This window comes from Arthrobacter sp. HMWF013 (assembly GCF_003061105.1).
Classification (GTDB): Bacteria; Actinomycetota; Actinomycetes; order Actinomycetales; family Micrococcaceae; genus Arthrobacter.
Window position 1 is genome coordinate 1 of the sequence record NZ_QAIQ01000515.1, and the last position, 3341, is coordinate 3341.

Genomic DNA, 3341 nt, shown 5'->3' on the forward strand with positions numbered 1-3341 from the left:
GGTCATCGGTGGAGGCTGAATCGAATTGCAGCGTCAGTTTTTCGCGGACCCTGGCGTTGCGGCGGCGCCCGGGCTTGCGGGTTTCCTCCGCCAGTTTCTCCAGCCGGTGCGTGGCGAGCGCCAGCCACGCCATGTCGTCGTAGTAGCTGTTCACGAAGGTGAAGGCGTTGCGCAGCCGGATGCCGGTGACCAGCCGGAAAGCGAGCCTGCCGGCGCTCAGACGGTCCGGACCGTTGAAGCGCGCCGCCGGGGTTGCCCCGTTGCCCAGTTCACGGCGCCCGGCGTCCACCAGGCAGTCCACGTAGTGCGCCTGCCACCAGTAATGCCAGGGCTGCAGGAGGTTCTGCAGCTGTTTCGACGGCCATTGCACGGCTCCCAAATGGGTACCTGGCAGCAGAAGCAGGCGCCGGCCAAACAGCGCCGTGACGGAGCGGGCAGCCACATTTGCCCTTTCCTGCCAGTCGATCGGCTGCAGGCTGGACGGGGCGGTGCTGGGGTCCGGCGAGGTCATGGTTTCCAGCCTAGCGGGTGCAGGCCGCCGGTATTTCAGTTAACATTCACTAACTAATGGTCGCGCTGGGCAGCTCCGGTGGCCGCATCAAGGAGGATGTATGGACGTCTTGGGTACTGTCGCTCTGATTACGGGCGGGGCATCCGGTCTGGGTGCCGCCACGGCCAGGCGACTGTTCGACGCCGGCGCGTCGGTTGTGCTGATCGACCTGCCGTCGTCGGCCGGTGCGGATTTCGCGGCGGAGCTGAACGGGACCGGCTCCTCTGGCGGCGGCACAACCGGCCGGGCCGTCTATATTCCGGCTGACGTCACCGATGAGGCGCAGGTGCAGGCCGCGGTCGATGCCGCGGTGGCGCTGGGGCCCTTGCGGATTGTGGTGAACTGCGCCGGTATTGCCACCCCCGGCAAGGTGCTGGGGCGCGAGGGCGTGCTGCCGCTGGACACCTTCAACCGCGTCATCCAGGTAAACCTCATCGGCACGTTCAACGTGTTGCGCCTGGCGGCTGCGGCCATGGTCTCCACGGAACCGGTCAGCACCGAACTGGGTGGTCCGGAGCGCGGGGTCATTATCAATACGGCGTCGGTGGCGGCGTTCGACGGCCAGATCGGCCAGCCCGCCTACGCCGCGTCCAAGGGTGCCGTTGCCGCCATGACGCTGCCGCTGGCCCGTGAGCTGGCACGCTCGCTGGTCCGCGTGGTCACCATCGCCCCGGGCATTTTCGAGACACCCATGATGGCCACCCTTCCGCAGGAGGCCCAGGAATCTTTGGGTCAGCAGGTTCCGCACCCGTCCCGCCTTGGCAGGCCCGCCGAGTACGCCAACCTGGTGGCCCACATTGTGGAGAACGCCATGCTCAACGGGGAAACCATCAGGCTCGACGGCGCCATCCGCATGGGCCCGAAGTGAACGTGGCTCCGGCTGCTGCAGCGACGCCGCCGCGGCTCGAGGACCTGCCCACGGCCGACTTTTTCGCGTTCGAATCGATGCTCAGCCCGAAGGAACAGGCCAAACTGGCCGAGCTGCGCGGCTTCCTTGCCACCGAGATCGCACCGTACGCCGCCGACTGGTGGAACAAGGCAGAGTTTCCGGCGCACATCCTCCCAAAGCTCGCGGCCCTTGAGCTGAGTACGCCGGCGCAGCGCGGCTACAGCAACCTGTTCGCCGGACTTGTCATCGCCGAGATGACCCGGGTGGACACCTCGATCGCAACGTTCTTCCTGGTCCACCACGATCTGTTTGTTGAGTCGCTCTACGGCTTCGGCTCCGCGGACCAGAAGGAGCGGCTGCTGGCGGACGCCGCAAGCCTGCGCATCACCGGCGCGTTTGCGCTCACCGAACCGGGCCACGGCTCCGATGTGGCCGGCGGGATGGAGACCCGGGCACGCCGGATTTCCTCAGCGACAGGGGAGTCCGACGACGACGGTGACACGTGGGTGCTGAACGGTGCCAAGCGCTGGATAGGGAACGGGACGTTCTGCGACCACCTGCTGGTGTGGGCCCGGGAGGAGACCGTAGGCGGCGCCGCCGGCCGAGGCGCTGTCCGTGGGTTCATCGTTGACGCTTCCCTGCCGGGCGTGACGCGGAGCCGGATCGAAAACAAGATCGCTTTGCGGACAGTACAGAACGCGGACATCGTCTTCGAGGACGTCCGCGTACCGGAAGCAGACCGGTTTGCCGGGATCAGCAGCTTCGAGGACACCAACCAGCTCCTGCGCGGGTCCCGGATCATGGTGGCCTGGCAGGCCGTGGGGCAACAGCTGGCGGCGTTCGACGTCGCCCGGCAGTACGCCGTCGAACGCCACCAGTTCGGGCGGCCGCTGGCGAAGTTCCAGCTCATCCAGCAGCAGCTGGTCACCATGCTGGGCAACGCGGTCGCGGGCATGGGGATGATGGTGCGGATCGCCCAGCTGCAGGACGCCGGGGCGGCGGACATGGCGCAGGTTGCGCTGGCGAAGTCCTACACGAGTGCCCGGATGCGGGAGACCGTGGCGCTGGGCAGGTCAATCCTGGGCGGCAACGGCATTGTGACCGATTACCGGATGGCCAAGATCTTCTCCGATGCCGAGGCCATCTACACCTATGAGGGGTCGTTCGAAATCAACACCCTCATTGTGGGCCGGGCGGTCACAGGGGTCTCAGCCATCGTCTAGGACGACGTCTGGAAAAGGGCCTTAGAAAAGTGCGGGCTCTTTCTCGCCGGCTTCGATCCGGTAGTCCAGGCTGTTGTTCTTCACCGGCATGGGGCAGGTGCCGTACGGGGTGAAGGCGCTGGGATAATTGATGGCGCGGTTGAAATCCAGGATGACGGTCCGGTTTCCCAGCGCATCAACGCGGGGCCGGGCGGTGGAGACTTTCCGCCACTCGGCTGTTGCTGCCTCCGGCGGGGCTGCCCCGTTGGTCTCGTCGTGGAACGTCATGGTCAGGGCGCCGAGTTTTTCCTCCTCGGCCTGCAGGCGGAATTCGTGGTCCTTGCCCGGCAGCCGGAAAACCACCTCACCCACCGAGTAGTGCACGCCGTCCACCAGCGGATTGGCGGTGCCGATGGGGATGGCCACCGGCTCGGGATACGGCTGGTAGCGAGCCTCGATCACCAGGTCCGGGTTGTACTCGAAGGTGGGCACACCGTCGAACTCGGTGAACACCGGCGAGCCGGAGTCCCGGGTGCGGATGGCGTACCGGTCCGCGCGCATGGCAAGTTCCACCACCACCTGCTTGCCGTCCGCACCGCCGAACTGCACCCACATCAGGGACTCCTCGTCGGCGAGGGTGGCCGTGATGGTGCCATCAACCGCTTCGCCGGTTTCCACAAGCGTCAGGCCGTCCTCCGCC

At 66.5% G+C, this 3341-nt stretch carries 3 protein-coding genes and 1 pseudogene; 2 read left to right on the forward strand and 2 right to left on the reverse strand.

Translation table 11 applies throughout. From position 1 onward, the window contains the following. Positions 1-511, reverse strand: a pseudogene (locus DBR22_RS17975) (glycoside hydrolase family 76 protein); the annotation flags it as partial. Positions 512-611: 100 nt separating this feature from the next. On the opposite strand from DBR22_RS17975, the gene DBR22_RS17980 reads away from it, so the two are divergent. Further along, positions 612-1418, forward strand: coding sequence for an SDR family NAD(P)-dependent oxidoreductase (locus DBR22_RS17980; protein ID WP_108600141.1), 807 nt, complete (start codon positions 612-614; stop codon positions 1416-1418). Between the two features lie 77 nt (positions 1419-1495). After that, positions 1496-2662: an acyl-CoA dehydrogenase family protein gene (locus DBR22_RS17985; RefSeq protein WP_108600143.1), complete on the forward strand. Its 1167-nt coding sequence runs from the start codon at positions 1496-1498 to the stop codon at positions 2660-2662. Positions 2663-2683: 21 nt separating this feature from the next. Here the strand turns inward: DBR22_RS17985 and DBR22_RS17990 are convergent. Next, on the reverse strand, positions 2684-3341 hold a 658-nt coding region (locus DBR22_RS17990; protein WP_108600142.1), incomplete at its 5' end, for a DUF1684 domain-containing protein.